This is a genomic window from Pseudomonas sp. EA_65y_Pfl1_P113, from assembly GCF_963970525.1.
In the GTDB taxonomy this organism is placed as follows: Bacteria; Pseudomonadota; Gammaproteobacteria; order Pseudomonadales; family Pseudomonadaceae; genus Aquipseudomonas; species Aquipseudomonas tritici.
Genome location: NZ_CAXAQM010000006.1, coordinates 82,673 through 108,042 on the forward strand (window position 1 = coordinate 82,673; position 25,370 = coordinate 108,042).

General features: G+C 59.0%; 25 protein-coding genes and 2 pseudogenes. 10 read left to right on the forward strand and 17 right to left on the reverse strand.

Features of this window, described 5'->3' with window-relative positions; genetic code table 11:
* Position 1: 1 nt before the first annotated feature.
* The 6 genes and pseudogenes from AACY52_RS08065 to AACY52_RS08090 all read right to left on the reverse strand — a co-directional run.
* Positions 2-1,897: a TonB-dependent receptor domain-containing protein gene (locus AACY52_RS08065; protein WP_339560405.1), complete on the reverse strand. Its 1,896-nt coding sequence runs from the start codon at positions 1,895-1,897 to the stop codon at positions 2-4.
* A 95-nt stretch (positions 1,898-1,992) separates the two neighbouring features.
* Complete coding sequence (dxs, locus tag AACY52_RS08070) at positions 1,993-3,891, reverse strand: 1-deoxy-D-xylulose-5-phosphate synthase (protein WP_339416981.1); 1,899 nt, start codon at positions 3,889-3,891, stop codon at positions 1,993-1,995.
* A 111-nt stretch (positions 3,892-4,002) separates the two neighbouring features.
* Positions 4,003-4,890 carry a (2E,6E)-farnesyl diphosphate synthase gene (ispA, locus tag AACY52_RS08075; RefSeq protein ID WP_339416980.1) on the reverse strand — a complete coding sequence of 296 codons (888 nt, stop codon included), beginning with the start codon at positions 4,888-4,890 and terminating at the stop codon, positions 4,003-4,005.
* A complete protein-coding gene (locus AACY52_RS08080; RefSeq protein WP_003176346.1) occupies positions 4,887-5,129 on the reverse strand; it encodes an exodeoxyribonuclease VII small subunit in 243 nt (80 codons plus the stop codon). Before AACY52_RS08080 ends, ispA begins: the two co-directional genes overlap by 4 nt.
* Before the next feature lie 125 nt (positions 5,130-5,254).
* Positions 5,255-5,632 carry a MerR family transcriptional regulator gene (locus tag AACY52_RS08085; RefSeq protein WP_339530745.1) on the reverse strand — a complete coding sequence of 126 codons (378 nt, stop codon included), beginning with the start codon at positions 5,630-5,632 and terminating at the stop codon, positions 5,255-5,257.
* A pseudogene (locus tag AACY52_RS08090) lies at positions 5,571-5,708 on the reverse strand (flavodoxin family protein); the annotation flags it as partial. The pseudogene AACY52_RS08090 and the gene AACY52_RS08085, both read right to left, overlap by 62 nt.
* A gap of 120 nt (positions 5,709-5,828) precedes the next feature.
* On the opposite strand from AACY52_RS08090, the gene AACY52_RS08095 reads away from it, so the two are divergent.
* Positions 5,829-6,860, forward strand: coding sequence for a PDDEXK nuclease domain-containing protein (locus tag AACY52_RS08095; RefSeq protein WP_339416977.1), 1,032 nt, complete (start codon positions 5,829-5,831; stop codon positions 6,858-6,860).
* Positions 6,861-6,956: 96 nt separating this feature from the next.
* Here the strand turns inward: AACY52_RS08095 and ycaC are convergent, their stop codons facing one another.
* From ycaC to AACY52_RS08130, 7 genes are all read right to left on the reverse strand, one after another.
* On the reverse strand, positions 6,957-7,589 hold the full coding sequence (gene ycaC, locus AACY52_RS08100; RefSeq protein ID WP_049711340.1) for an isochorismate family cysteine hydrolase YcaC: 633 nt from the start codon (positions 7,587-7,589) through the stop codon (positions 6,957-6,959).
* 104 nt (positions 7,590-7,693) lie between these two features.
* Positions 7,694-8,080, reverse strand: a complete 387-nt coding sequence (locus AACY52_RS08105) for an OB-fold domain-containing protein (protein ID WP_339416976.1) — start codon at positions 8,078-8,080, stop codon at positions 7,694-7,696.
* Position 8,081: 1 nt separating this feature from the next.
* The gene (locus AACY52_RS08110; protein ID WP_339416974.1) at positions 8,082-9,260 is read right to left on the reverse strand and encodes a thiolase domain-containing protein; all 1,179 of its coding nucleotides are present in this window, start codon (positions 9,258-9,260) and stop codon (positions 8,082-8,084) included.
* Positions 9,257-11,254 carry an acetoacetate--CoA ligase gene (locus AACY52_RS08115; RefSeq protein ID WP_339438533.1) on the reverse strand — a complete coding sequence of 666 codons (1,998 nt, stop codon included), beginning with the start codon at positions 11,252-11,254 and terminating at the stop codon, positions 9,257-9,259. Before AACY52_RS08115 ends, AACY52_RS08110 begins: the two co-directional genes overlap by 4 nt.
* 119 nt (positions 11,255-11,373) lie before the next feature.
* The gene (locus AACY52_RS08120) at positions 11,374-12,102 is read right to left on the reverse strand and encodes a TetR family transcriptional regulator (RefSeq protein WP_339416972.1); all 729 of its coding nucleotides are present in this window, start codon (positions 12,100-12,102) and stop codon (positions 11,374-11,376) included.
* Between the two features lie 75 nt (positions 12,103-12,177).
* Positions 12,178-13,449, reverse strand: a complete 1,272-nt coding sequence (locus AACY52_RS08125; protein WP_339416969.1) for an aminotransferase class III-fold pyridoxal phosphate-dependent enzyme — start codon at positions 13,447-13,449, stop codon at positions 12,178-12,180.
* On the reverse strand, positions 13,433-14,764 hold the full coding sequence (locus AACY52_RS08130; protein WP_339416968.1) for an amino acid permease: 1,332 nt from the start codon (positions 14,762-14,764) through the stop codon (positions 13,433-13,435). The genes AACY52_RS08125 and AACY52_RS08130 overlap by 17 nt, the downstream gene beginning before the upstream one ends.
* A gap of 614 nt (positions 14,765-15,378) precedes the next feature.
* On the opposite strand from AACY52_RS08130, the gene AACY52_RS08135 reads away from it, so the two are divergent.
* The 8 genes from AACY52_RS08135 (at position 15,379) to AACY52_RS08170 (ending at position 21,406) form a co-directional block, all read left to right on the forward strand.
* Positions 15,379-15,960, forward strand: coding sequence for a YjfI family protein (locus AACY52_RS08135; protein WP_339417052.1), 582 nt, complete (start codon positions 15,379-15,381; stop codon positions 15,958-15,960).
* A 17-nt stretch (positions 15,961-15,977) separates the two neighbouring features.
* On the forward strand, positions 15,978-16,676 hold the full coding sequence (locus tag AACY52_RS08140) for a PspA/IM30 family protein (RefSeq protein ID WP_339416966.1): 699 nt from the start codon (positions 15,978-15,980) through the stop codon (positions 16,674-16,676).
* A 57-nt stretch (positions 16,677-16,733) separates the two neighbouring features.
* Positions 16,734-17,294, forward strand: coding sequence for a rhomboid family intramembrane serine protease (locus AACY52_RS08145; RefSeq protein WP_339416965.1), 561 nt, complete (start codon positions 16,734-16,736; stop codon positions 17,292-17,294).
* A 72-nt stretch (positions 17,295-17,366) separates the two neighbouring features.
* On the forward strand, positions 17,367-18,401 hold the full coding sequence (locus AACY52_RS08150; protein WP_339416963.1) for an ion channel: 1,035 nt from the start codon (positions 17,367-17,369) through the stop codon (positions 18,399-18,401).
* Positions 18,388-19,062, forward strand: coding sequence for a DUF2491 family protein (locus tag AACY52_RS08155; RefSeq protein ID WP_339416962.1), 675 nt, complete (start codon positions 18,388-18,390; stop codon positions 19,060-19,062). The genes AACY52_RS08150 and AACY52_RS08155 overlap by 14 nt, the downstream gene beginning before the upstream one ends.
* Before the next feature lie 16 nt (positions 19,063-19,078).
* Positions 19,079-19,507, forward strand: coding sequence for a DUF350 domain-containing protein (locus tag AACY52_RS08160; RefSeq protein WP_065873700.1), 429 nt, complete (start codon positions 19,079-19,081; stop codon positions 19,505-19,507).
* 18 nt (positions 19,508-19,525) lie between these two features.
* On the forward strand, positions 19,526-20,236 hold the full coding sequence (locus AACY52_RS08165) for a DUF1190 domain-containing protein (RefSeq protein ID WP_339560406.1): 711 nt from the start codon (positions 19,526-19,528) through the stop codon (positions 20,234-20,236).
* Positions 20,237-20,248: 12 nt separating this feature from the next.
* Positions 20,249-21,406: a glutathionylspermidine synthase family protein gene (locus AACY52_RS08170; protein WP_339416959.1), complete on the forward strand. Its 1,158-nt coding sequence runs from the start codon at positions 20,249-20,251 to the stop codon at positions 21,404-21,406.
* Positions 21,407-21,513: 107 nt separating this feature from the next.
* Here AACY52_RS08170 and AACY52_RS08175 read toward each other — a convergent pair whose 3' ends face one another.
* On the reverse strand, positions 21,514-22,602 hold the full coding sequence (locus AACY52_RS08175; protein ID WP_339436982.1) for a macro domain-containing protein: 1,089 nt from the start codon (positions 22,600-22,602) through the stop codon (positions 21,514-21,516).
* Positions 22,599-23,210, reverse strand: coding sequence for a DUF4433 domain-containing protein (locus tag AACY52_RS08180; protein ID WP_339437002.1), 612 nt, complete (start codon positions 23,208-23,210; stop codon positions 22,599-22,601). Before AACY52_RS08180 ends, AACY52_RS08175 begins: the two co-directional genes overlap by 4 nt.
* A 32-nt stretch (positions 23,211-23,242) precedes the next feature.
* Here AACY52_RS08180 and AACY52_RS08185 point away from each other — a divergent pair.
* Positions 23,243-23,472, forward strand: a pseudogene (locus tag AACY52_RS08185) (hypothetical protein).
* A gap of 302 nt (positions 23,473-23,774) precedes the next feature.
* On the opposite strand, the gene AACY52_RS08190 reads toward AACY52_RS08185, so the two are convergent.
* Entirely contained in the window at positions 23,775-24,551 is a 777-nt protein-coding gene (locus tag AACY52_RS08190; RefSeq protein ID WP_339416946.1) for a S24 family peptidase, read from the reverse strand.
* Between the two features lie 214 nt (positions 24,552-24,765).
* On the reverse strand, positions 24,766-25,293 hold the full coding sequence (ppa, locus tag AACY52_RS08195; RefSeq protein ID WP_049711351.1) for an inorganic diphosphatase: 528 nt from the start codon (positions 25,291-25,293) through the stop codon (positions 24,766-24,768).
* Between the last annotated feature and the right edge of the window lie 77 nt (positions 25,294-25,370).

Sequence of the window (25,370 nt, forward strand, 5' to 3'; positions counted from 1 at the left end):
CTCAGATCTCGGGTGTCCAAGTCACCCCAATCATCCAAGCCCGGCCTTCTTCACGGTAATCCTGATTGTTCAAGAACCCCGGGTCGTTATAGCTGTAACGCGCCCGTGCATAAGACTTGTTCAACAGATTATCGACCTTCACCGACAACGCCACTTCCCGATTCAACGTCCAACTGCCGCGTAACCCCAGCAAGGCATACCCGCCAAGGCGGTGTGTGTTGTCTTCATCGTCATAGCTGCTGCTGATGGCCTGCCAACTGGCACCTACGCCCAGTTTGTCGAACTGCCGATCCAGATCCAGGCTCAACGTACGCCGCGCCCGGCGGGCCAGGGTGTGGCCGCTGTCACGGTCGCGCGGGTCGATGACCGCAAGCCCCAGGTTGCCCTGCCACCCAAACAGCTCTTGCTTCAGCGCGGCCTCAACGCCATCGATGCGCGCCGACGCCACGTTTTGGGGCTTGCTGTTACTGTCGAGAATGATCGCATCGCTCAAGTCGGTGCGGTACAGCGAGGCTTCCAGGCGCGTGCTGTCGCTCAACTGGCTACGCCATTGCAGCGCGTAGCTTTTCGAGGTTTCGGGCTGCAGGTTGGGGTTGCTGTACTTCGTATCCGGGTAATACAGGTCGTTGAAGGTCGGCGCACGAAAGCCTTCGCTGTAGCTCAGCAGCACGTCGTTGTCGGGGTTGACCGGCACGGTGACGGTGCCGCTCCAGCTGTTCTGCCCGCCAAATTGCTGGTTCTGGTCGCGCCGTATCCCCAACTCGGTGGAAAACCATTCGCCGTGGAACCGATGTTGCACAAAAGCTGCACGGTTCCGGCGGCTGTTTTCGGTAAAGGTGGTGGAGCCGTGGAACCGGTCTTCGTACCAGTCGCCGCCGAGAATCAGGCTGTTCTGGTCATTCAGCGTCAGGTCGTTCTGCCAGTTGACCGAGTCGCGGTACGTGTTGAACACGCTGAAGTCATCGCTGAGGGTATCGCGCTTGGTGTCCCGGTTCTCGCTGTGGCCCAGCTCCAGGCGCGACTGCCAGCGCTCGTTGAGCCTGGCGTCGACATAGCCGCTGGCGCTGCTGACGGTGTAGTCGGTGTAGGGCTTTTGCCCAAGCGTTTGCCCGGTGGCGACGTCGTAGCGGCCGAAACTGTTGTCGTACTCCGATTTGCCACGGTTATCCAACAGGTTGAACCCGGCCTCAAGCTCATCGCTGAAAGAATGGCTCAGGTTCAGGCTGAGTGACTGGTTGCGGTAGGCGTCGTGGTCGCCATCGCTTGGGAATGACGTGTGCGTCGAGTTGATACCCGAGGTTTCATCCAGGCTCGCGCCGAGGTTGAAACGGGTGTGCTCATCTCCGCCGGACAGGCCAAGGCTGCGCCCCCAGGTCTGGTTGCTGCCGAAACCGAACTTGAGGCGTGGTTGCAGGCCTTGCCCGGTATTACGCCGGGTAAACACCTGGATCACCCCGCCAATTGCATCGCTGCCGTAGATCACCGAGCGTGAACCGCGCAGCACTTCCACCCGTTCAATCTGGTCGACGTTCAGGTACTGCAAGCCGCTGTCACCGGAGGTGCTATTGGCGATGCGCTGACCGTCCACCAGCACCAGGCTCTGGGCGGATTTGGTGCCACGAATATAGATGCCGGGCAGGCTGCCGCGGCCACCGGTAGGCGCTATTTGCACGCCAGGAACGCGGCTGAGCAGGTCGGTCAGGCTGGTGGGTTGCAGGCGCTCGATGTCGTCGCGGGTAAACACGCTGTTGGCGGCGCTGCTGTCGTTGCGCGCCTGCACCTGTCGGTTGGCGCTGATGACGACGTTGGGGAGTTTCAGGGCGTCGTCGCGGGTGTCTGCGAGCAGGTCCGGGGAGGCTAGAAGCAGCAAGGGCAGGGCGAGGCGAAGGTGACTCATGGGCGGTCCATGGCTATCAAAATTGACACAAAACCAATCTGGGAGCGGCTTGCTCGCTCCCATATTCTAGTCTCGGTATCAGCCTGGAGATTGGGTTAGAGGCCCAATAGCGCCATGCGCTCGCGCACCGAAGCCTCGATCCCGGCCTCATCCAGCCCACACTCCGCCAGCATCTGCGCCGGCTTGGCATGCTCAACGTATACATCCGGCAAGCCCAGGTGCAGCACCGACTTGAGGATGTTTTCCCGCGCCAGGCATTCGCTGATCGCCGCACCGGCGCCGCCCATGATGGCGTTTTCTTCAACCGTCACCAGCAGCTCGTGGCTACCGGCGATCTCGCGCACCAAGGCTTCATCCAGTGGTTTGACGAAACGCATGTCGACCACGGTAGCGTCGATCTTCTCGGCGACTTTCAGGGCCTCGGCCAGCTGCACGCCGAACACCAGGAACGCGGTCTTGCTGCCCTGGCGGCGCACGATGCCTTTGCCGATCTCGATCGGCTCCAGGTCCTTTTCGATCACGGCATTCGGGCCATTGCCGCGCGGGTAACGCACGGCCGCCGGGCCGTTGTACAGATGGCCGGTGCTGAGCATCTTGCGCAATTCGTTTTCGTCGCTCGGCGTCATCACCAGCATGCCGGGGATGCAACGCAAGTAGGACAAGTCGAAGCTGCCCGCGTGGGTCGGGCCGTCTTCGCCGACCAAGCCGGCGCGGTCGATGGCAAACAGCACGTCGAGGTTCTGCACCGCCACGTCATGCACCAGTTGGTCATAACCGCGTTGCAGGAACGTCGAGTAGATAGCGACCACCGGCTTGGCGCCTTCACAGGCCATGCCGGCGGCGAATGTCACTGCGTGCTGCTCGGCAATCGCCACGTCAAAGTAACGCAGCGGGAACCGTTCGCTGAACGCCACCAGGTCGGAGCCTTCCTTCATCGCCGGTGTAATGCCCACCAGGCGCGGGTCGGCGGCGGCCATGTCGCACAGCCATTCGCCAAACACACCGGAATACTTAGGCCCGCTGGCTTTTTTCGGCGCAGCGGCGGGGGCGTCCAGCGGTTCCAGCTTGGTGATTGCGTGATAGCCGATCGGGTCGACTTCTGCCGGGGCAAAGCCTTTGCCTTTCTTGGTGACGATGTGCAGGAACTGCGGGCCCTTGAGGTCACGCATGTTGCGCAGCGTGGCGATCAGGGTCGGCAGGTCGTGGCCGTCGATAGGGCCGATGTAGTTCCAGCCCAGCTCTTCGAACAGGGTGCCGGGAACCAGCATGCCCTTGGCATATTCTTCGGTGCGCCGGGCAATTTCCCACGCGCCGGGAAGACGCGAGAGCACCTTCTTGCTGCCTTCGCGCATGCTGGCGTAGGTGCGGCTGGAGAGGATTTTTGCCAGGTAGTTGGACAGGCCCCCGACATTGCGCGAGATCGACATGTCGTTGTCGTTGAGGATCACCAGCATGTTGGCGTCCACTTCAGGCGCATGGTTCAGCGCTTCGAAGGCCATGCCGGCAGTCAGCGCGCCATCACCAATCACGGCAATCGCCTTGCGATCGCTGCCTTGCAGACGGGCGGCAATCGCCATGCCCAGCGCTGCACTGATGGAGGTGCTGGAATGGCCGACGCCAAAGGTGTCGTACTCGCTCTCGGAGCGACGCGGGAAGGCAGCAACGCCGTCCTTCTGGCGCAGGGTGCCCATTTGCTCGCGGCGGCCCGTAAGGATTTTATGCGGATACGCCTGATGGCCCACGTCCCACACCAGCCGGTCGTCCGGGGTGTCGAACACGTAATGCAGGGCGATGGTCAGCTCGATGACGCCCAGGCCAGCACCAAAATGCCCACCGGTCTGGCCGACCGTGTAGAGCAATTCCAGGCGCAACTCATCGGCCAGGGTTTCCAGCTCGGCTTCACCCAACCGACGCAGGCCGTCCGGCGTGGCAGCACGGTCGAGCAGGGGCGTGGACGGGCGCTTGCGGGGAATCTCTTGAAACGTCGTGGGCATCAGGCGAATCGTTATAGGTATAAGAAGAGGCGGCAGTTTACCTCAAGCATCGCAAACTGCCCACGCAGAGCGCCGAACTTGGCCGATATGCGGCTGAAATGGCCGCTGTAATCAGTGCCGGCGTTCGACGATATACCGCGCCAAGTCACGCAGTGGCTCGGCCGCCGCGTCGAAAGGTCGCAGGGCGTCCAGGGCTTGGTCGCGCAGTTCCAAGGCATAAACCTTGGCCGATTCCAGCCCGAGCAGCGCAGGATACGTCGGTTTGTCCCGTGCGATATCAGCGCCTTGGCGTTTGCCCAGGGTGGCGGTGTCACTTTCTACGTCGAGAATGTCGTCCTGCACCTGGAACGCCAGGCCGACGGCCAGCGCGTAGGTCTTCAGCGCCGCCAATTGAGGGGCTTCGGCCCGCCCACTGGCCAGGGCGCCCAAGTGCACGGCGGCTTCGATCAAGGCGCCGGTCTTGTGCCGGTGCATGTATTCCAAGGCGTGTTGATCAAGCTTCTGGCCTACCGAACCGAGGTCGATAGCTTGGCCGCCGACCATACCGGAGGGGCCTGCAGCCACGGCCAGGGCGGTCACCATACGCAGACGGATGTCGGCGTTGACGCTGCTCAGCGCCGGGTCCAGCAGTGCGCTGAACGCCAGGCTTTGCAGGCCGTCACCGGCGAGGATCGCGCAGGCTTCATCAAACGCTTTGTGGGTGGTCGGCTGGCCGCGACGCAAATCGTCGTCGTCCATCGCCGGCAAATCGTCATGCACCAACGAATAGGCGTGAATCAACTCCACCGCACACGCCGCGCCATTCGCCTGTTCGGCCGGCGCGCCCAAGGCTTCACAGGCCGCATAGGCCAGCAAGGGGCGCACGCGCTTGCCGCCATTCATCACGCTGTAGCGCATGGCTTCGTAAAGACGCTTGAGTTCGGGGCTTGGCGCAACAAACAAGGGTTCCAACGCCGCATTGACCCGGGCTTGGCTACTGGCCTGATACGCGTCGATCATTCGGGCTGTTCCGCATCGAAAGGCTCTTCGGCCAACTCCCCGTCACGTTCCAGCAATACTTGGACCTTCTGTTCCGCCTGTGCCAAAGCACTCTGGCAGTCACGGGTCAGGCCGATGCCTTGCTCAAACGCTGTCAACGAGTCTTCCAGCGACAATTCGCCGTTCTCCAGACGCTCGACCAGGGTTTGCAGGTCGGCGAGGGATTGTTCGAAATCGAGTGCAACTTTTTTGCGGGCCATGGCGGCTATTCCGGTAGACGGTAAACCGGCGCGACACTAGCAGACATGGGGATTCTGGGCAAATGAGCGGGGGAGGATGCCGTGGTGTGTGAGCCGATTAGCCATATTATTCGGCTCATGAGCCGTCAGGTTCTCTGCGCTACTGACAAACACTGTCCTTGTGCATCCTTCAGCTGTGCCTCAAATGCCAGCAATCCCATGCGCATCTTCTGCAATTCGGCAATGTGCACGGCCAGTTCCTGTTTTTTGCCAGCGATAGCCTGGTCCGCTCGGTCCCAGGGCAACGCATCGCCTTGATGGCCTCGGAGAATGTCCTGCAACTCCTTGAGCTTGAAGCCCAGTTGCTGCGCGCACTTGATAAACATCAGCAACTGAACGCTTTGCTGCGAATAGACCCGGTACTGGCCCTGACGCTGCGGCGCAGGTAATAGCCCGATCGCCTCATAGTGACGAATTGCCTTGATGGTCGTGCCCGACAACTGCGCGGCTTTGCCGAAGTACATGAAAATTCCCTTTTCCCAATAAAGCGCCGGTTTGTTTCAGCCACCTGGCCCGCTGCGCTGCAGTAGAGCCCAGTACCTGCAATGGCCAGCAGGGCGTTTCTGTAACCGTTGAAAGGCCCTTCCTGAACCGTTCCTGGCCCCTTGTGACAGCACATGCCCCTGACTAGCCTGCCTTAAAACACAAGAGTGCAACGGCATGAGCGAAACCGCTATCGGCTTGACCCAACCGCCTGCGGGTTACAGCGACTGGCTGACTGACCTGAAAGGCCGCATCCATTCGGCGCAACAGCGCGCAACGCTGGCGGTAAACCGAGAACTCGTGCTGCTCTACTGGCAGATCGGCCAGGACATTTTGACCCGTCAGGCTGAGCAGGGCTGGGGCAGTAAAGTCATTGATCGTCTTGCCCAGGATTTGCGTGCGGCCTTTCCCAAAATGAAGGGTTTTTCACCGCGTAATCTTAAATACATGCGTGCTTTCGCGCAGGCATGGCCAAGCTCGGAATTTGTGCAACAGGCTGCTGCACAATTGCCCTGGGGTCATAATGTGGTGTTGCTGGACAAACTACCCGGCCCCGAAACCCGCCGCTGGTACATCGCCCAGGCGATAGCACACAACTGGTCGCGCAACACGTTGGTCATGCAGATCGAAAGCCGATTGCTGGAGCGCAGTGGCAAGGCCGTCAGCAATTTCGACAGCCATCTGCCCAAACCTCAATCCGATTTAGCGCGCGAATCGCTGAAAGACCCTTACCGTTTTGATTTCCTCAGCCTGGGCTTGGACGCGCAGGAGCGCGACATAGAAAACGCCTTGATCAAACACGTCACTGACTTTCTGTTGGAGCTGGGCGCGGGTTTTGCGTTCGTCGGCCAGCAAGTGCTGCTCGACGTTGGGGGCGATGAATTCTTTGTTGACCTGTTGTTCTATCACCTGAAGCTGCGCTGCTACGTGGTGATCGAACTGAAAGCGGGCAAGTTCAAACCCGAGCATCTGGGGCAGTTGAGCTTTTATCTTGCGGCCGTCGATGCCCAGCTCAAACACCCGCAAGACGGACCAACGATTGGCCTGCTGCTGTGCAAGAGCAAGAACGAAGTCGTCGCCGAATATGCATTGCGCGACAACAACCGACCGATGGGTGTGGCTGAATATCAACTGGTTGAGTCGCTGCCCGCGGAGCTGCAGACGGTTTTGCCTAGCATTGAGCAGATCGAGCGCGAGCTGGCGGATTAGAGTGCGTGATAGGCCAAATACGCGTGGGGACGTTGTTTTAGCGAATAAAAAGAGCCTGCTTTTCAGGGCAGGCTTGTGTTGAGTGAAACGGTTGGCTTAGTCCTTACGCGCCGTCAGCGCCGAGTAACCATTCATCAAGTTGCGGTAGTTCGGAATACGCTGGGACAACAGATTGCCCAGGCCTTCGATATCGTTGCGCCAGTCGCGATGCAGCTCACAGGCCACCGAGAACCAGTTCATCATCTGCGCACCGGCTTGGGTCATCCGGCTCCACGCTGCCTGCTGCACTGTGGTGTTGAACGTGCCCGAGGCATCAGTCACCACAAACACATCAAAGCCTTCCGCCAGTGCTGACAAGGTTGGGAACGCGACGCACACATCCGTGACCACGCCGGCAATGATGATCTGCTTGCGGCCGGTAGCCTTGATCGCCTTGACGAAGTCTTCGTTGTCCCACGCATTGATCTGGCCAGGGCGAGCGATGTACGGCGCGTCCGGGAACATTTCTTTCAGCTCCGGCACCAGCGGGCCGTTGGGGCCTTGCTCGAAGCTGGTGGTGAGGATGGTCGGCAGGTTGAAGAACTTGGCTAGGTCCGCCAAGGCGAGCACGTTGTTCTTGAACTCGTTAGGGGAGAAGTCTTGCACCAGGGAGATCAGGCCAGTCTGGTGGTCGACCAGCAGCACTACGGCGTCGTCTTTGTTCAAGCGGTTGTAGGTTGGCGTGCTCATGGTTGAATCCTTTTTTGTTTAAGTGGGTTTTGCGTTGCGTTCAACATGGGCACAGATTAATGGGTGGTTGACGGGTGATAAATCGGCTGCGGTGTGTCTGACTGTCAACCCCTAAGGGACAATTTAAAAATGGGTATTTTTTGCCCATCGGGCGTCGGCGCGAAGGTCACCTCAAGCCGTTGCCCGATATGCAGCTGTTGCCTGTCCTCGCACTCGATGACGGACAACATTGTCGGTCCCTCGTCGAGCGTTACGTAGGCGATGCAATACGCTTCATCGTCTCGCCCGCTGTAGCTGAAGCTGTACAAGGTGGCGTTGCCGCTGGCGACGATCCAGTCGGTGGCCGCACTGCCGGTAAAAGGGCTGTGGTCGCGGGGGTAGAAAAAGGCCTTGCCAGTGTCGAGGCAGCGGCGCAGCAGCAGTTGCTCCCGGTTGGCCGCTTCCCAGAACGGCGCGCTTTCGGGGGTGATGTGCGGTGATGTCAGGTGCATATCAGAGTCGCTCCAGAATGAGACTAGCGCTGCCATGCCTTGAGCCCAGCAATCCACCGGTGCCGTGGGCCAGGGCCAGCGCGCAGTCAGGCCGTTGCACCGCGGGGTGTGCCTCGCCACGTAACTGACGCACGGCCTCTATCAGCCTGGCCATGCCGCCGCGATTGCCGGGGTGGTTGTTGCACAGCCCACCACCGTCGGTATTGATCGCCAACGGGCCCATGCCGCTGATCAATTTACCGTCGGCAACGAAAGCGCCGCCCTCGCCGGGGGCGCAGAAGCCGAGGTTTTCCAGCTGGATCAATACGGTGATGGTGAAGCTGTCGTACAGCGAGGCGTAACGGATGTCACTGGGTTTGAGCCGTGCCTCGGCGAATGCATCGGCGCCAGACTTCACCGCGCCCGAAGCCAGCAGGTCGAAGTAGCCGCCGTTCAGATGACTGATTGAGTAACCTGCACCGATGGGTGTAATCAGCGGCCGCTTGAGTGCCCGCGCAATGGCCGGATGAACCACCACCAACGCGCCACCGCCGTCGCTGATCACACAACAATCCAAGCGTCGCAATGGGGCGGCGATCAGCGGTGAGTTCAGCACATCGTCCACCGTCACTATGTTGCGCAACATCGCCAAGGGGTTGTGCTGGGCATGGTGCGACGCTGCGACTTTGATCCAGGCCAGTTGCTCGGCGGTGGTACCGTGCTCGTACTGATGGCGCATCGCGCACATCGCGTACAGGTTGGTCACGGCGGCGCCGTAGGGCATTTCAAAGGGGCCCTCGCAGGTGGTTTGGGGCTGATCGAGGTGGTTGGCGTCCGGCCGTTGGCGCCTGGCACGCGGGCGTCCGGCTTGGGTGATCAGGGCAACGGTGCAGCGCCCGTCGGCAATCGCACGCGTAGCCTGGGCGACGTGATGCAGGTAGGACGAACCCCAGCTTTCTGTGGTCTCCAAGTGCCGAGGATGAATGCCCAGGTACTCGACCATGGAAAAAGGCCCCACGCCCGGTGCATCCCAACCGGGTACGTCGCCGGCGCAAAAGTAGCCGTCCACATCGCTGAGGCTCAGCCCCGCATCTGCCAGGGCGCCGCGGGCCACGTCCGCGTGCAATTGCGCGAGGGAGCGGTCCACCGCATGCCGTGTGGGGTGTTCGTAGGCACCGACGATAAAGGCTTTGCTCTTCATGGTTGACGACTCCGGCGGGCGTACTCGATGAAAAACGCCAGCGCCTGCGGATCGCGCATGGCGCTGAGGTTGGCGACGTTTTGCGGGTCGTGTCCCATCAGGATTCGGCGCACCGGCACTTCCATTTTTTTACCGGTCAGCGTCAGGGGAATCTGCGGCACCGCGAGGATCTGGTCCGGTACATGCCGGGGCGTGCACGCCTGGCGCAGGCATTCACGCACGCGCTGCTGCAAGGCGTCGTCCAGCACAGCGCCATGACGCAGTTCTACAAACAGCGGCATGAAAAAACCGCCTTCGGGCAGGTCCAGATTCACGATCAGCGCATCGTCGATTTCTGCGATGGGCTCCAATGCCCGGTAGATTTCTGCCGTACCGATCCGCACCCCAAAGCGGTTCAGCGTGGCGTCCGAACGCCCCAGCACCTGGCAACCGCCGCGGGCATTGAGCAAGAAAAAATCCCCATGGCGCCACACCCCTGGCCAGGGGTGGAAATAGCTTTCGCGGTAGCGCTCGCCCCCAGTGTCATCCCAAAAGTACACCGGCATTGACGGCATGGGCGACGTCACCACCAGCTCGCCAACCTGTTCAACCACCGCCTGACCCTTTTCATCAAACGCATAAACCGCCACACCCAGGGCGCGCGCCTGGATCTCACCGGCATACACCGGCAGTGTCGGCACGCCGCTTACCAGCCCCGTACAAATGTCCGTGCCCCCGCTGCCTGTGGTCACCCAGATGTCCGTTTTGAGGTTGCGGTAAAACCAGGCATTGCATTGCGGCGAAACCGGCGAGCCCACCGGCATCACGGTGCGCAGCGCGCCCAGTTCAAAGCGCTCACGGGGCACTACGTCGTAGCGTTTCATCAACTCGATATAGGTGGGGCTGGTGCCGAAAAAGCTGGCGCGGCTGTCCTGCACGATCTGCCACAGCGTATCGATGTTCGGCCAGGTCGGATGGCCGTCATAGAGCACTGGCCGTACTCCGCAGAGCAGGGCGCTGAACAAGGTGTTCCACATCATCCAGCCGGTGGTGGTGAAGATGAATGCTGCATCACCGGGGCGAAAATCCAGGTGTAGATGCAGTGCCTTCAGCTGCTCCAGAAGTATCCCGCCATGGCTGTGTACGATGGCTTTGGGCAAGCCAGTCGTGCCGGAAGAAAACAGCACCCATAACGGATGATCGAAGGGCAATTGTTCGCAGTGGAAATCGGCTGCGGGCACGGTAGGACGCAGGAGCAAGGCGCGCCAGTCGATGGCGTTCGCAAACGTCAGCGGTTCATCGGGAAACAGCGCTGGCAGCACGATGACGTGCTCGATACTGCCCAGCTCGCGGGCAATGTGCCGGACCTGTTCGCGTCGATCAAACGCCTTACCGCCATAGCGATAACCGTCCACCGCCAATAGCACCTTTGGCGACAATTGCCGCACCCGGTCCAGCACGCCCTCCGCACCGAAATCCGGCGAGCAACTGGCCCAGACCGCGCCGATGGCTGCACATGCACACAGCGCAATCATCGCCTCGGGAACATTTGGCAAATAAGCCACCACTCGATCACCCGGCACCACCCCCACTTCCCGTAGGTAGGTCGCCAGGATGCGAACCTGACGGGCGAAGTCACTCCACGGCAGGCCTTGCAAGGCAACCGTTTCACTCTGGAAGAGCAGCGCGTCGCCTTCGCGTTCATTGCGCAGAATGTGTTCGGCAAAATTCAGTCGCGCGCCGGGAAACCACTGCGCACCGGGCATCGCACGGTCACCCAGCACTGCCTGGTGAGGGCTGCTGGCCTGAATGTGAAAATGATCCCAGATCGATTGCCAGAACGCCTCCGGATTATCGACGGACCACTGCCATAGCCCGTGATAATCGGCGAATCTGAGCGTGCGTTCGTGCTTCAGCCAATTGAGGTAATGAGTGAGGCGGGCGTGTTGAAGAAGCTCAGGGGAGGGCTGCCAGAGCAGTTGCCCCTGGGCCACGTCGTTGAATGCAGTCGCCACGATAAAAGACCTCTGACGTTGTTGTTATTCGGGTCATGGGGTGCTCTTGCGTGGCGGACTGTAGCGATAAATTGTACGTCGTACAATTAGTGGCGTGTCTGGTTTTGCTGTGCGAATTTTCAGCGGCGGGCAGCCAGGGTTTCCAGGCCGCAGAGGAGGGTGTCGACGTAGAACGTGAAGCTCTCATCCAGCGCGGCGTGCACGCCATTTTGCCAGCGCAGGCTGAAACCGCGATTGCTCAGTTGGTCCATATTCTGCGCGAGAGTGGGGTGCTGTTCTGCGTCGACGGCCCTCAGCTTCTCCTGCACTTGGCATTGCCATGCCTCGGTGTTATCCGGCAATGGTGCGTACTCCAGCGTCGTGAAACCGGCAAGAGCAGCGATAAACGTATTGTAGGCGGCGGCCAGGGAAGGGCCGCTGAAACCCGCTTGTTGCAGTGCTGCCAACACACCCTCGACCAACGTGAAGTCGGTGCTGGCGTTGGACACCAATTGCGAGCCCAACAACGGCGCGATGTTCGGATGCTGGTGCACGGCATCATGGCAGTTGACCATCGCCGCACGCAGGTAGTCCTGCCAGCGCTCCTGAGGCTCTGGCGCAACGTGCTCCAAGACTTTGGCCAGCACTTCGCTCAACAACAATTCGCGTGATGAGACGTACCAATAGATGGCCGTCGGGTACACACCCAGGCTGCTGGCCAGGTTGCGCAGGCTGCATTTGTCCAGGCCTTCGCGATCGATCAACGTCAGGGCTGCGGTGATGATCGCGTCTTTGTTCAGTGGGCTCTTTGCATCTTCGCCAGCGGTTTTTTTACGCCTGCCTCGTGGGTTTGCGGTTTTGCTGGTCATTATTGTGGGTTCCGGTTGAGCGACGGCGAAAGGATAGCGGTTCACCGATTCGCTGTCGCTCTTGCGCAATAGCCGTCAATCCCCTCCGTAGCGCTCGACGAACGCTTGCGTGGCCGTGACCAGTCGGCTCAGCTCGCGGTCAGTCAGCGGCAAACTCAGCGCAAACAACCCGCGCCGCGCGCTGTAGATCCCACATTCGAGCAGGTGAAAAAAGAACAGGTCGCGCAGGTCGTTTCGCTCCGTTGGAATATCTGAAGGACGAAGAATAGGTAAGCCCGTGGGATGCAGATTCATCACCGATCCTTGCCCGGTAAATTGCATCGGCATGGGCGCCAGCACCTCATTGAGCTGGCCGCGCAACCTGTCGCCACGGGCATTCAGTTCCAACGCTGCTTCGCGCGTGTACACCTGCTCCAGTCCGGCGATGCCCGCCGCCATGGTCAGCACATTGTTATTGAACGTGCCCGCATGGGACAGGCATCCATGGCGCGGGTCAAACTGCGCGAGGATGTCCCGCCGCCCACCGAGCACGCCGCACGGCATACCACCGCCGAGGTATTTGCCCAGCGTGATCAGGTCCGGGGTGATGCCGAGCTTTTCCTGCAGGCCGCCGGGGGCCAGGCGCGAGGTCATCACTTCATCGAAGATCAGCAGCGTGCCATGGGCGTGGCTCCTTTTGCGCAACCCTTCGAGAAAACCCGGCGCGGCACAGATACACCCGCCCGCACCCAGCATCGGCTCCACCAGGATGGCCGCAATGTCGACATGCTCATGCAACAAACGCTCGACGCTGTCCAGGTCGTTGTAGTCGGCCAAGTAGACCCGATGCGGCACATTCATCGCCGTGCTTGTCCCGGCAAAACTCAACACACCGCCGTGATAACCGCCGTTGAACGCGATGACTCCGCTGCGCCCGGTGTAGGCCTTCGCCGCCGCCAGCGCGAGCAGATTCGCCTCGGTGCCGGAGTTGGTAAACCGCACCTGCTCGATGCAGCCGAAGCGCTCCACAATCAGCGTCGCCAGCCGCGCCTCCCCTTCCGTATGGGCGCTCAGGTTCAGCCCATTCGCCATCGCCTTTGTCAGCGCATGGGTGATCACCGGATGGGAGTGTCCATACAGCGCTGCCGTGTATTCCGCGAGAAAATCGACGTAGCGGTGCCCATCCAGATCATCGAGAAAACACCCGCTGGCGCCTGTCATCACCAACGGAAACGGCTCATAAAACAGCACCGAGCGCGTGTTGCCGCCGGGCATCACCTGCGCGGCCCACTCCAACTGGCGCGCACTCTTTGGATTGGCCCGGATGTACCGTTGAATGCAACGCTCCAACTCAAGCTTGCCAGGCATCACTCACCCCCTTCGACGCAGTACGTTTCGGATACACCAGCATCAATAAGCCAAACCACGCCGCCGCTACGTAAAACGCCGCGCGCGTTTCCGGGTCGCGAATCACCAACACCGTCAGCACGCCCAGGTAACCCAGCACCAGCACACTGCTGACCTTGGGCCAGGGCAGGCGGTAATCCACTTCTGCCAGCTCGCTGCGCTGCACCTTACGGCGATAGGCCATATGCGCGGTGATGATCACCATCCACACCCAAATCAACAGGCCCAGGATTCCCGTGATCAACAGGCTGAAAATGCTCTCCGGGATCAAATAATTCAGCAGCACCCCCACTAGCAAAATGGCGGTCGACACCATCAAGCAACGGGCCGGCACCCGTTGCGGGCTCAACACCTGCAACTGACGCGGCGCCTGCCGGATATGTGACAGTGCAAACAACATGCGGCTGGTGGCAAACAGTCCGGTATTACACGAGGACGCCAGCGCGCTGATCACCACGAAATTGATGAATCCGGCCGCCACACCCAGCCCAATACTGTCGAACACCATCACAAACGGGCTTTGCGAGGTGTCGATCTGGTTCCACGGGTACAGCGCCATGATCACAGCGGTCGACCCCAGGTAAAAAATCGCCATGCGCCACAGGATGCTATTGATCGCTCGTGGCAATGTGCGCTGCGGCTCGGCTGTTTCCGCCGCCACCAAACCAATCACCTCGACCCCGGCAAAGGTAAACGCGGCCACAGGCACCGCGAACCAGAAGCCATGCCAGCCATTCGGAAAAAACCCACCGTGCTGCCAGAGATTCGCGACTGAGGGTGTCGTCTGCGCAGACGTCTCCAGCCCAAACAACAAAATCACCAACCCCGCCCCAATCAGCCCGACAATCGTCAACACCTTGATCAACGCCAGCCAGAACTCCACCTCACCAAACGTCTTCACTGCAAATAGATTGATCACCATCAACACGCCGACAGTGACCAACGCGGGAATCCACTGCGGCAACTCCGGGTACCAATACTTCATCAACAAACCAATCCCGGTCACCTCCAGCACCCCGACCAGAATCCAGATCATCCAATACGACCACCCCGTGATAAACGCCACCCGCGGCCCCAAAAATTCCTCCGCGTACGTCGCAAACGACCCACTGCTGGGTCGATACAACGACAACTCCCCCAGCGCCCGCGCAATCAGATAAACCATCCCTCCACACAACGCATACGCCAGCAACAGCGCCGGCCCCGCCGTGGCAATCGCCTTGCCCGACCCCAAAAACAACCCGGCCCCGATAATGCCGCCGATAGCGATCAACATGACGTGGCGCTCCTTGAGCGATCGCGCCAAGCCATGGTTGGAAGAGTGAAGCGGTGTTGTAGACATCAGCATTCCCCAGGCTGCATTACGCAGCAGTGGTTGAGGGTGAGCCCGGCTTGGGCCGGCTTTATTGTACGGTGTGCAATAAGCAGGTTTTGGGCCAGCGGCGAGGGGAGTCGGGGAATTGGCGTTTAAACGGTTTATTTAGATATGCGTGTAGGACGTTTCATCTGATGTTTATGCGATGGGGGTAAGGTTGCAGGGTGTCACCTGGGAACACAGGTGGGTGGGGGGAACACGGGAGTGAGTGTGGTGTGATCTTCAAAGGCCAGCAGGGCTGATCTTTGTTACGTGCAGGACGTTTCCTAGGGAGCGCCTATCGCTCGTCGACGCTTTTTGATGACCGGAAAACGTAACGCAAAAATCTCACGCGTGAGCTCTTGAGCATGGTCGAAATTGCCTGTAGTGTTTCTCACGCGTGAGTTTTTCACAACGAGGTCAGTACCATGAAAAGCAGCTCTCCATCGAGCCCGCCGGCTGGGCCCGATACAGATTCAGCAAGCCGCAAGGGAGAGCGCTTGAAATCGCCTGCGAAAAAGCCGTCGAGCTTTTATATGAAGCAGATGCGCGCGGGCCTGGCGGCCGCCGGTTATGTGAAACACGAGACTTGGGTGCTTCCCGAAAATCGAAGCCTGCTCAAGCAGATGGAGAAACAGCTTCGCCAGCCGATTCTGGCTGGCTCATTCATGTCGGAGAATTACATGAGCGCAGGTACCAACTGGAACATCAATCGCCTCTTCAGTGCACTTCAGGCCCTGGACGACGTGGTTTCCAACGACATTACGCTTTCTCTGGTTCAAGGTTCCGAGTCCAGCATCAAGCTGGAAATGAACGACTTCGGTGGCCTGCCGATTTACATCGCGGTGGTCGGCGAGCAGATCATCGTCGACACCGTTCTGGTCGACGTCGAGTCCATCAACGATGTACCTGCCTTCAATGACGCCGTGCTGCGCAGCCGGGAGATGTTCCCGCTGTCCTCGATCGGCATCGAGTCCATGCCGAACGGGCAAGTTATTTACAACATGTTCGGCGCGTTGAGCTCCGACTCCAGCTTGACGAACATCGTGACCGAGGTAAAAACCCTCGTCGATAACGTGCAGCGCGCGAGCGAAGCCTTTGAACGCTTCTTCAACTAATCAGTAGGGAATATCCAATGACTCAGTCCATCTGGAGCAAATTGTTCACCGCGCTGCGTGGCGGTGCCAACGAAGTCGGCGAATCGATTGTCGATCAACAAGCCCTGCGCATCCTCGACCAGGAAATTCGCGACGCCGACAGCGCGCTGGCTAACGCCAAGCGTGAGCTGGTCAGCATCATGGCCAAGCACAAACTGGCGAATGATCGCGTCGGCGAGTACAACGCCAAGATCAAGGATCTGGAGTCCAAGGCGATGGCCGCTATCCAGGCCAACCGTGAAGACCTGGCGCTGGAAGTGGCCGAGGCCATTTCGACCCTGACCAACGAACTGGATGTCGAGCAAAAGCAGGCCGCCGAGTTCGGTGGGTACGCTGAAAGCATGCGCAAGGACATCACCAAGGCTGAAAGCCGGATTAAAAGCCTGCGTCAGCAAGTGGACATGGCCAAGGCGCGCGACAGCGTACAGAAGGCCCAGGTCAGCGCGTCCATCGCCAGTGGCGGTGCCAACGGCAAGCTGGAAACCGCCGTCGGTACGCTGAATCGCTTGCAAGCCAAGCAGCAGCAACGCGCCGCTGAGCTGCAAGCCCAGGACGAACTGGCTGACGCCTCGACGGGTACCGATCTGGAGCGTAAATTGCGCGACGCCGGCATCACGCCGAACGAAGGCAGCGCCAATGCGATTCTGGAACGTCTGAAGCAAAAGTCGGCCGACTAAGCAACGCGGCAACAGGAAGGGCATGGTCTGCCCTTCCTTTTTTATATCGAGGTCAGGATGGATGCCCTGAAGGGTTTCAAGACAATCGCAGGCCTCGCCCTCTTGATGGTCGCGCTGCAACTACTCAATGCAGCCACCGGTTACAGCCTGATGGCATACGGCCTGGTCCCAAGAACGCTGTACGGGCTGCCGGGCATTCTCACCTCACCCTTTTTGCACGCATCCTTTGCTCACCTGAGTGCGAACCTGATCGCCTTTTTGATACTGGGCACCCTGGTCATCCTCGAAGGGTTCAATCGGTTCATCAGCGTCAGCGCGATCATTATCCTGCTGGGCGGCTTGTTGGTCTGGCTGTTCGGTTTTGCAGGCGTCCACGTGGGTGCCAGCGGCTGGGTATTCGGGTTGTGGGCCTACCTCCTGTCTCGCGCCTGGTTTCATCGGAGCTGGAGCAACCTAATAACCGCCGGCGTTGTCGCTCTGCTGTATGGCGGGCTGATCTTTGGCTTCCTGCCGCGTCAGGGTGTGTCCTTCGAAGGTCACCTGTTTGGTGCGTTCGCTGGATTTATTGCAGCCAAAGTACTTCTCTCTGCGCCGCGCAGCAGGTTTAATGCGCGGTGAACGCACTTGAGCCTCCAGACGCCCAGGCGCTGATCTCATCCGGAATCAAGTACCCAGGGAATCAGGGACAACATGTCGATTTTTTTATTGCTGCGCCTGTACGCGTCCTCCCTCTTTCACCGCTTCGGCTGGGCAGGTCTGGTCATTGCCCTGGGCGTCCACCTGAGCACGGCTTATCTGGGCCTGGTGTTTCTGGGCGAACAGCACCTCACCGCTCCCGCCACGTTCATTTACTTCTATCTCACCACCACACTCACCGTCGGCTACGGCGATCTCGCGCCGCAGACCTCGGCGGGACGAATTTTCGTGGCCTCCTGGGTCATGCTCGGGGGCATTGCGCTGTTGACGGCAGCCATCGGCAAAACCACCAGCAGTGTCATCGATGCATGGAGAAAAGGCATGAAGGGTAAAGGCGATTTCACGGGCAAGGTCGACCATACGGTGCTCATTGGCTGGGAAGGCGCATCCAGCGAGCGGGTCATTGAGTTGTTGCTGCAAGACGAAACCTCGAGCGACAACCTGATCGTCATCTGCGATTGCACCCTCGAAGAAAACCCGATGCCCGGCAAAGCGGCATTCATCCGCGGCGAAAGCCTGTCCTCCACCGCGTTACTGCTGCGTGCAGGCGTGCCCGGTGCCGAGCGTGTGCTGGTGCGAACTTCGTCTGACGACTTGACGCTGGCCACTGTGCTGGCGGTGAATCAATTGAATCCTGTGGGGCATGTGGTCGCGCACTTCAACGAAAGTGAAATTGCCGCACTTGCCAGCTCCTACGCCCCGAGCCTGGAATGCACCTCCAGTATGGCGATCGAGATGTTGGTGCGAGCCTCTCAGGACCCGGGCTCGTCAGTGGTCATTAATGAGCTGCTGTGCGTGGGCCAAGGCGCCACCCAATACCTGATGAAATTGCCCGAGGCCTTTGAAGCAACGTTTGGCGACCTGTACACGCAGATGAAGGAACACCACAACGCCACCCTCATCGGCTACCGCGCCAAAGGTGCCCAACAACCGTCGATCAACCCGCCCAGCGCCACGCGCGTTGAAGGCGGCGAACTCTTTTACATCGCCTCTACACGCCTCAAGGAAATCTCCAATGGGATGGCTTAAACAGTTGATGGGGCTTGAGGCCCCGAACGCGAATACCGCGTCGAACCGCACAGCCAGCGTAGCCCTGCCGACCACTGGCCCGCTGGGCCTGGCGCCGGGTAAAGGCGTGATCTTCGACGCAACCCTGCGATTGTTGCTCGATGATAAAACCAGCGTGGTCATCCCCGGTTCCCAGGAAATCTGGAGCAACGGCACCGTGGACCTCGGGCAGTCGACCTGGCTGTCGCGCTATTACATGAACGACGACGATTACTGGCTGCAGGTGCACACCACGGGTGACATCGCCGGGCAGGTCGAGTCGGTGATCCTGTTCAACTACCTGAGTTACGTCACCCTCAGCAGTGAGGCGGAACTGCGTCGGCTGGCAGGTCCACAGAGCCTGATCGGGCTGGCGACCTACACGCACAACGGCGTCGAATACAGCCGCGTGTGGGGCAGCGAAGAGGGCCAGACAGAATTAGTGGCAATGAGCGAGCAGGTGATCAATCCGGAGAGTGCCTACACCGTCGAGCACCGTTCGATGTTGTACGCCCGCGATACCGGCCTGACCGATCGCCGGGAGTTCCTGCTGTTTTCCGTTGAAGAAGACGCTGAAGGCACCGTCAGCCTGAGCACCTCGCTGGGCATTTCACTGTACACAACCGACCTGAATACGCTCTGAAAAAAGGAAGAAATCCATGCTAGAAGCTCTGTCCATCTCGCTGAATAAACCCGCCGTGTTCGGGTTTGTCACCTACATCCTGGGTGCCGCCGTGCTGTTCGCGCTGTTCCAGTTCATCTACACCCGCGTCACCCCGCACAAGGAATTCGAACTGATCCGTGCGGGCAACGTGTCGGCTGCGGTCGCGCTGGGCGGTGCCATCATCGGTTTCGCGATTCCGGCCAGCAATGTGATTGCCTTCTCGATCAGCCTCCTCGACTTTGTCGTTTGGGCCGTGATCGCCGCCCTCGTCCAACTGTTGGCGTTTCTGGTGACCAGCCTGGTACTCAAAGGCACTTCCGAACGTATCAAAAAAGGTGAACTCGCGGCCGGTATCTACGTGGCAGCCGTGGCCATCAGCGTCGGCATGTTGAACGCCGCCTGCATGACGCCTTCCCAGAACTGATTGCGCACGGAGCTCCCGATGAAACGAAGCAAGTACGTCCAGCTTTCGCTGGCAGCGTCGGTCGCCATGGCGATATCCGGCTGCGGGCCGACGGAAAAAACCTACGAGTTGCAGAAGAAGTACAACTTCCAGTCTGTTCAGCAGTGCGCCGATGAAAAGCTACCGGTGGACGTCTGCTCGGACGCCTACATGAAGGCCATGGCCGAGCACCGCCGCATTGCACCGGTGTACGACAGCCAGGCCGACTGCGACGCCGACTTTGTCGCCGACTGGTGCCAGCAAGACTCCGCCGGCAAGTTCATCCCCAAGCTGGGTGGTTTCGAACTGACCGCCGAAGGCCAAGTCACGCAATCCCAGGTTGACGCGGCCAAGGCGCAAACGGGCGAATCGCAAGCGAGCGGCGGCTCAGGCTTCTCCACCAGCAGCCTGCTGACGGGGTTGCTGATCGGCAACATGCTGAGCAACAACCGCAACAGCTACCGCTCTGAGCCGGTGTATCGCTACCGCGACGATCGCGGCAGTTATGGTTCCTCGACGCTGAGTCAGCGAGCCTCCAGCGGGGCGACATTCGGCCGCTCGAATCAGGCACGGTACGGCAGCAGCAATTACTCGAACACGCTGCGCTCCTCCAGCGCGTCCAGTGCCGTATCGTCGGCCACCTCCCGTGGCGGCTTCGGCAGCAAGGCCAGCGCACGCAGCGGCTGGAGCGGCGGCGGGTCGAGCAGTTAAGGAAACCGGGCCATGAAGAAGATCCATTGCGCAGAGCGTCATGACTGGAAACAGACCGCCGACAGCCTCGGCTTCCTGTTCCACACCATCGACGACGAACCCTACTGGGACGAGCGCGCGTACTACCAGTTCACGCTCAAGCAAATCGAGCAAGACCTCGAAGACCCGACCACCGAGATCCATGACATGTGCATGGACCTCGTGGCCCGCGTGGTCCACAGCGAGGAACTGCTGGACCGCCTGAGCATCCCCGCGCCGTTCTACGACATGATTCGAACCTCATGGCTCGAAGGTCACCCGCACCTGTACGGGCGCATGGACTTCTCCTACAACGGCACTGGGCCCGCCAAGCTGCTTGAACTCAACTACGACACCCCCACCAGCCTGTACGAAGCGGCGGCGTTCCAGTGGGGCTGGCTGGAACAATGCATCGAACGCGGCCTGCTGCCCAAGCACGCCGATCAGTTCAACAGCATCGACACCAAACTGCACCAGGCCTTCGCCCAATTGCAGATCAACCAACCTTTCTACTTCGCCTCGATGAAAGACTCGATCGAAGACAAAGGCACCACCGACTACCTGCGCCTCGTCGCGGAAAAAGTCGGCATCGAATCACGCCACATCGACATCGAAGACATCGGCCTGACAGCCGAAGGCCGCTTCGTCGACCTCGAGGACCGCTGGATCCCCCACCTGTTCAAACTGCACGCCTGGGAATTCATCTTCCACGAGCCCTTCGGCTCGGCGATTGCCCAGAGTGATACGCAGTTTTTCGAGCCGGCCTGGAAGTCCATTATTTCCAACAAAGGCATCCTGCCGCTGTTGTGGGAATTCAATAAAGGGCATCCGAATTTGCTGGCGTCCCACCTGGATACCGACCCGGGTAAAGCCGTGCCAAAGGGCTGGGTGCGCAAGCCGTTCTTCTCGCGGGAAGGGGCCAACATCGAGCTGCAAACGGCGGACGGGCTGATTGTGAAGGAGGATGGCCCCTATACGGATGCGCCGTTCATTCTTCAAGAGTTTGCGCCGCTGCCGAAGTTTGGGGACAGCTATACGTTGATTGGGTCTTGGGTGATTGGTGATCAGGCGGCGGGGATTGGGGTGCGCGAGGATAATAGTTTGATTACCAAGGATTCGAGTCGGTTTTTGCCGCATTTGATATTGGATTGAGAAAATCCGCCGAGCTCCTCAGTCAGTATTGACTGGACACGACTCAATAATTGGGTAAATGCCCGCGCCAGCGGGCAGGATTCTGAGCATCTCGAAGATTGCGCGGCTCAGCAGGTAGCCATCTGAGCATTGGAGTGGTTGTGCGTAAGCCGTTTCAGTGCGATCTCAAGCGCTTGATCGTCGAACAGCTTGTTTTTACGAGCACCAGCACCGACTCCACCCTCCCAATTTTTCAATGCCTCGCGCACAGCAGAGATGGTAGGGGGGATATTTTTCCGACTCAGCAACCAATCGACTGTCGCCAGCAGTTCCATACCAAACGGGGACTCAAAGCCGTCAATCAATTCGGCAGTGCACTCCAGGGCTTCGGAGTATTCCTTGGCTTCTGTTTTAAGATAGGTTTGTAGAAAGGCTTTGCGGTCTTGGTCGAACCAGATCACATCACTGTTTTCCGCATCACCGATGCGCTTATCGCAATGCAGATAACTACCATCCAGGTTGTTAAGCAGATGCTCTAATCGATTGGCATACGGCCCGTATTTATGAGCAACAAACTGAAGGTCCAGTGGGTTCTTAAGATCTGGCCGCTTCTCGATAGCGCGTTCCAGAAACCAGGCCAGTTTCTGAATCTCAAGCAGGCTACATTCCATACCTAAAACCCAGTAACGCCGAACCAGTTCCGCAATGAGTGCGCGGGCCGGCGTGAGTTTCTCCACGCCGGTGCGCTTCGCGACATTCAGGTATTGATTGGAAGGCTCGAATACCAACACATCAACATCCAGATCGCTTAAGACGTCAATAATCTGCTCACGTACTTCCGGCCATTTGAGACCTCCGTTACCTGCACCCAGCGGCGGAACCGCTACAGATTTCACATGGTTTTCGATCAAAAAACGACGTAAGTCGTGCAGGCCTTCGGTTATCCATGCCATCTGCGACGGTGATCGCCAGTGACGTTTGGTCGGAAAGTTAACGATCCATTGAGGACCTTCCAATTCGTTGACAGCGGTTACGTGAACTTTACCGGTCTCCACCTCACCAGCCTTGCAGGCGGCCGCGTACAAGCGATAGTTCTCCGCAAACCGCTCTTTGAACATCAGCGCAATACCTTTACCCATCACACCTACGGTATTCACCGTGTTGACGAGGGCTTCGGTGTTGGCTTCCAGAAGGTTGCCCTGGGTGAATCTGATCATTGGAAATACCATCCCGGACGCGCATGAACAGACAACGTCAGACCTCTAGCGGCAACGTCCTGCTCTATACGTTTTTTCGTTGCATCGGTGTAACACATGATGCCAAGGAGTCCTGTAATCGGTAGGTGGTGGTGAATCAGCGCTTCTGCCTGATAGCGCTCCATCTTTCGAGGGTCATCTGGATCGCGTTTGAAGTCGCGTCTTTGAAGGATAGACCAATCGATCTCATGGAGACTCGCCAGATCGCTGTAATAGTCTGTCCAATCCGGGTACGCATGTGCGTTTGTGAAGACGAACGGTAAGCCAAGCTCGGCCACGCGGTGCAGGCTTGAGACCAGAATTACGATCTCTTCGTTGTTGCGCTGCTGAACGCTCCACCCGGAGTGAATGTTTTTCATCATCACAGAGAAGGGGGTGAAATAGAAGGGTACGTAGTCGGACAAGACACCTGCAGGTGCAATGGGTACGCAGCGCGTGCGGCGCTTGTCGATTAAGTCAACGTTGCCGATGTTCACGTACTGCGGTGCCTGCAACTCGGCGCTGGCGCAGTGCAGGCCGTTGTCCAGAATCCAGGGCAGATTGTCGCGATGAACGATCCGCCAGATCAGTGCAGCTCCAAATTATCGATTGGAGTTTTGCTATGGATAACGTTGTTTCAGATTCGCCATCATCGGGCGCGACTCACCCATTTACCGTTAATGAAGAACTGAGCTTTGAGGATGCCTGGGTGCGTGTGGCTGAGTTACTGCAGTGGCCACGTCGCAGGCGCTTGGTGAACCGCTGGGTGCGCCGCATAGAGCGGTGATGCACTTGGTGGAGATGGCGAAGATGGTGGCGGATCGGGCGGTGGAGTGTATGCAGCCCAACTGATGCGGCTTGATAATCGGTCAGGTCGCTAGGAGGCCCGCCTTTGCTTATCCAGTTGTCCAACAGCTGTTGGACAATTGGTTTGTGATTTTTACAGGCATTAAAAAGCCGGCTTGTGGCCGGCTTCTCGGGGACTGCCTCAGCTTGTTTTTGACAAACCTCACCAGCCTTCAAATCGCTCAGCCCACATTGCGTCAGGCTGAATAGTAGGGGCATCCGCGGGAACGCCTCCGCATCGCCGAGCAGGGTGGATAGCGCAAAGCCACCCCCTGCCAAATGTGCGGCGCATGATACCCACATTCATTTCAAATGCCCACCTCCGGCTCCGATTTAGAGCCTTCCCAGCCCAAGAGGTGTTCATCCAGCGGCACTGGGGGCCGGCGGTTGTTCAGAGTGGACCACCAGAACACCCACCCCAGAATCTGGAAGTTCTGTTCAAAGCGTTGCTCGTGCGTGAGGTATTCGTCCGGGTGTTCACTGGCATTGTGGCTACGCATGCGCAAACCACCGCCAGGTCGGTTGTAGAGGTATTTGATGCGCAGCATGCCGTCGTGTTCAACGGCGTAGATTTCGCCGTCGATGAGTTGCGTGCGGCCTCGGTCGATGGCGAGGGTGGCGCCTTGTTGGATGATGTCGATCATGCTGTTGTCGACCATGTAGGCGCCCAGGGCGCGGTCGGGGTTTACGGTGAGGGTTTGGAGGGTGTGCAGGGAGACGCGGATGCGTTCGGTGGAGGTGAATGAGGGGTGGAGGTCGATCTCCACGTCGATTTTTTCTGGAGGGCAGGCGGGGCCTGTGAGGTATTTGCCGCTTCCTTCGCGGGTTGAGGGCAGTCCTTTTCGGGTGTCCGGGCCTTCCAGCAGGAAGTTGGCCGGTGGGTGTTTGGGGCCCTCGCCGGTGCGCAACCAACGGCTGGAGATGCACAGCAGTTCTGCGATCTCGTTGAGTCGGCCCATGGGTACACCGCGCTTGAACCAGTTGTTCACGTGTTGAGGCGTGACACCACGGTTCTTGGCGAAGTCGGAGGCGGAAAGATGAACTTCCCGCAGTAGCGCTTTTAAACGATCACCTGATGTATTCATAAACGCAGAGTTTACTGGCGGGATTTACAGATCAAATAAACCATGCGTTGAGTTGCGCCTGTAGGTTTTTGCTTAGTTGTAGCTCAATACTTCGGATTCGCTCGCTAGTTAAACATTACTTATAAAGAGTTGAACGTGTCGTTTAATTTTTCCCACAAAAAAAGCCCCGAATGATCGGGGCTTTTTCAATTGCCGAGGCAATGAGGAGCAGGTGTCAGCCTTTGTAGGCCGCGACCGACTTCATGATTTCGGCACGAGCGGCTTCTGCGTCGCCCCAACCGTCGATCTTCACCCATTTGCCTTTTTCGAGGTCTTTGTAGTTCTCGAAGAAGTGTTTGATCTGCTCCAGCAACAGGGGCGGCAGGTCGGTGTATTCCTTCACGTCCACGTACAGCTGGGACAGCTTGTCGTGTGGCACTGCGATTACTTTGGCGTCGCCGCCGCCGTCGTCGGTCATGTTCAGGATGCCGACTGGGCGTGCGCGGATAACCGAGCCTGGGGTAACCGGGTAAGGGGTTACAACCAGCACGTCGAGGGGGTCACCGTCGTCAGCCAGGGTGTTCGGGATGAAACCGTAGTTGGCCGGGTAGAACATCGGGGTGGCCATGAAACGGTCAACGAACAGGCAGTCGCTGTCTTTGTCGATTTCGTATTTGATCGGCGCGTGGTTGGCCGGAATCTCGATGGCGACGTAGATGTCGTTCGGCAGGTCTTTGCCAGCCGGAATCTTGCTGTAGCTCATTGGGCGTTGCCCCCGTTAATTGGCCAAGAAACTTGGCCGGATTGGCCTAAAAGTGGCGGCGATTATAGGCACATTCT

What these genes read in the sequence shown, in the direction of transcription:
- AACY52_RS08105 (WP_339416976.1), bottom strand. Translation starts at nt 8,080, where the DNA reads ATGCACCTGACATCACCGCACATCACCCCCGAAAGCGCGCCGTTCTGG.
- ycaC (WP_049711340.1), bottom strand. Translation starts at nt 7,589, where the DNA reads ATGAGCACGCCAACCTACAACCGCTTGAACAAAGACGACGCCGTAGTG.
- AACY52_RS08065 (WP_339560405.1), bottom strand. Translation starts at nt 1,897, where the DNA reads ATGAGTCACCTTCGCCTCGCCCTGCCCTTGCTGCTTCTAGCCTCCCCG.
- AACY52_RS08135 (WP_339417052.1), top strand. Translation starts at nt 15,379, where the DNA reads ATGAAGCAGATGCGCGCGGGCCTGGCGGCCGCCGGTTATGTGAAACAC.
- AACY52_RS08175 (WP_339436982.1), bottom strand. Translation starts at nt 22,602, where the DNA reads ATGATCAGATTCACCCAGGGCAACCTTCTGGAAGCCAACACCGAAGCC.
- AACY52_RS08165 (WP_339560406.1), top strand. Translation starts at nt 19,526, where the DNA reads ATGAAACGAAGCAAGTACGTCCAGCTTTCGCTGGCAGCGTCGGTCGCC.
- ppa (WP_049711351.1), bottom strand. Translation starts at nt 25,293, where the DNA reads ATGAGCTACAGCAAGATTCCGGCTGGCAAAGACCTGCCGAACGACATC.
- AACY52_RS08080 (WP_003176346.1), bottom strand. Translation starts at nt 5,129, where the DNA reads ATGGCCCGCAAAAAAGTTGCACTCGATTTCGAACAATCCCTCGCCGAC.
- AACY52_RS08095 (WP_339416977.1), top strand. Translation starts at nt 5,829, where the DNA reads ATGAGCGAAACCGCTATCGGCTTGACCCAACCGCCTGCGGGTTACAGC.
- AACY52_RS08125 (WP_339416969.1), bottom strand. Translation starts at nt 13,449, where the DNA reads ATGCCTGGCAAGCTTGAGTTGGAGCGTTGCATTCAACGGTACATCCGG.
- dxs (WP_339416981.1), bottom strand. Translation starts at nt 3,891, where the DNA reads ATGCCCACGACGTTTCAAGAGATTCCCCGCAAGCGCCCGTCCACGCCC.
- AACY52_RS08110 (WP_339416974.1), bottom strand. Translation starts at nt 9,260, where the DNA reads ATGAAGAGCAAAGCCTTTATCGTCGGTGCCTACGAACACCCCACACGG.
- AACY52_RS08130 (WP_339416968.1), bottom strand. Translation starts at nt 14,764, where the DNA reads ATGTTGATCGCTATCGGCGGCATTATCGGGGCCGGGTTGTTTTTGGGG.
- AACY52_RS08155 (WP_339416962.1), top strand. Translation starts at nt 18,388, where the DNA reads ATGGGATGGCTTAAACAGTTGATGGGGCTTGAGGCCCCGAACGCGAAT.
- AACY52_RS08150 (WP_339416963.1), top strand. Translation starts at nt 17,367, where the DNA reads ATGTCGATTTTTTTATTGCTGCGCCTGTACGCGTCCTCCCTCTTTCAC.
- AACY52_RS08160 (WP_065873700.1), top strand. Translation starts at nt 19,079, where the DNA reads ATGCTAGAAGCTCTGTCCATCTCGCTGAATAAACCCGCCGTGTTCGGG.
- AACY52_RS08145 (WP_339416965.1), top strand. Translation starts at nt 16,734, where the DNA reads ATGGATGCCCTGAAGGGTTTCAAGACAATCGCAGGCCTCGCCCTCTTG.
- AACY52_RS08120 (WP_339416972.1), bottom strand. Translation starts at nt 12,102, where the DNA reads ATGACCAGCAAAACCGCAAACCCACGAGGCAGGCGTAAAAAAACCGCT.
- AACY52_RS08140 (WP_339416966.1), top strand. Translation starts at nt 15,978, where the DNA reads ATGACTCAGTCCATCTGGAGCAAATTGTTCACCGCGCTGCGTGGCGGT.
- AACY52_RS08190 (WP_339416946.1), bottom strand. Translation starts at nt 24,551, where the DNA reads ATGAATACATCAGGTGATCGTTTAAAAGCGCTACTGCGGGAAGTTCAT.
- AACY52_RS08170 (WP_339416959.1), top strand. Translation starts at nt 20,249, where the DNA reads ATGAAGAAGATCCATTGCGCAGAGCGTCATGACTGGAAACAGACCGCC.
- ispA (WP_339416980.1), bottom strand. Translation starts at nt 4,890, where the DNA reads ATGATCGACGCGTATCAGGCCAGTAGCCAAGCCCGGGTCAATGCGGCG.
- AACY52_RS08085 (WP_339530745.1), bottom strand. Translation starts at nt 5,632, where the DNA reads ATGTACTTCGGCAAAGCCGCGCAGTTGTCGGGCACGACCATCAAGGCA.